The sequence below is a fragment of the Pseudoalteromonas sp. SR44-2 genome (assembly GCF_014163745.1).
GTDB classification, from domain to species: domain Bacteria; phylum Pseudomonadota; class Gammaproteobacteria; order Enterobacterales; family Alteromonadaceae; genus Pseudoalteromonas; species Pseudoalteromonas distincta.
Genome location: NZ_JACJDW010000095.1, coordinates 1 through 246, shown reverse-complemented (window position 1 = coordinate 246; position 246 = coordinate 1). Strand labels below are relative to the sequence as shown.

The following is a 246-nucleotide window of genomic DNA, read 5'->3' as shown; positions in this document are numbered from 1 at the left end:
AAAAATTCAGAATTCATTGAGCTGTCGAAAGACATAAAACTTTTTAATTGAAGAGTTTGATCATGGCTCAGATTGAACGCTGGCGGCAGGCCTAACACATGCAAGTCGAGCGGTAACAGAAAGTAGCTTGCTACTTTGCTGACGAGCGGCGGACGGGTGAGTAATGCTTGGGAACATGCCTTGAGGTGGGGGACAACAGTTGGAAACGACTGCTAATACCGCATAATGTCTACGGACCAAAGGGGG

General features: G+C 47.2%; 1 rRNA gene. It reads left to right on the top strand.

Annotated features, from left to right (window positions below):
* Window positions 1-44: 44 nt before the first annotated feature.
* Window positions 45-246: ribosomal RNA gene (locus H5115_RS20385) — 16S ribosomal RNA — on the top strand; the annotation flags it as partial.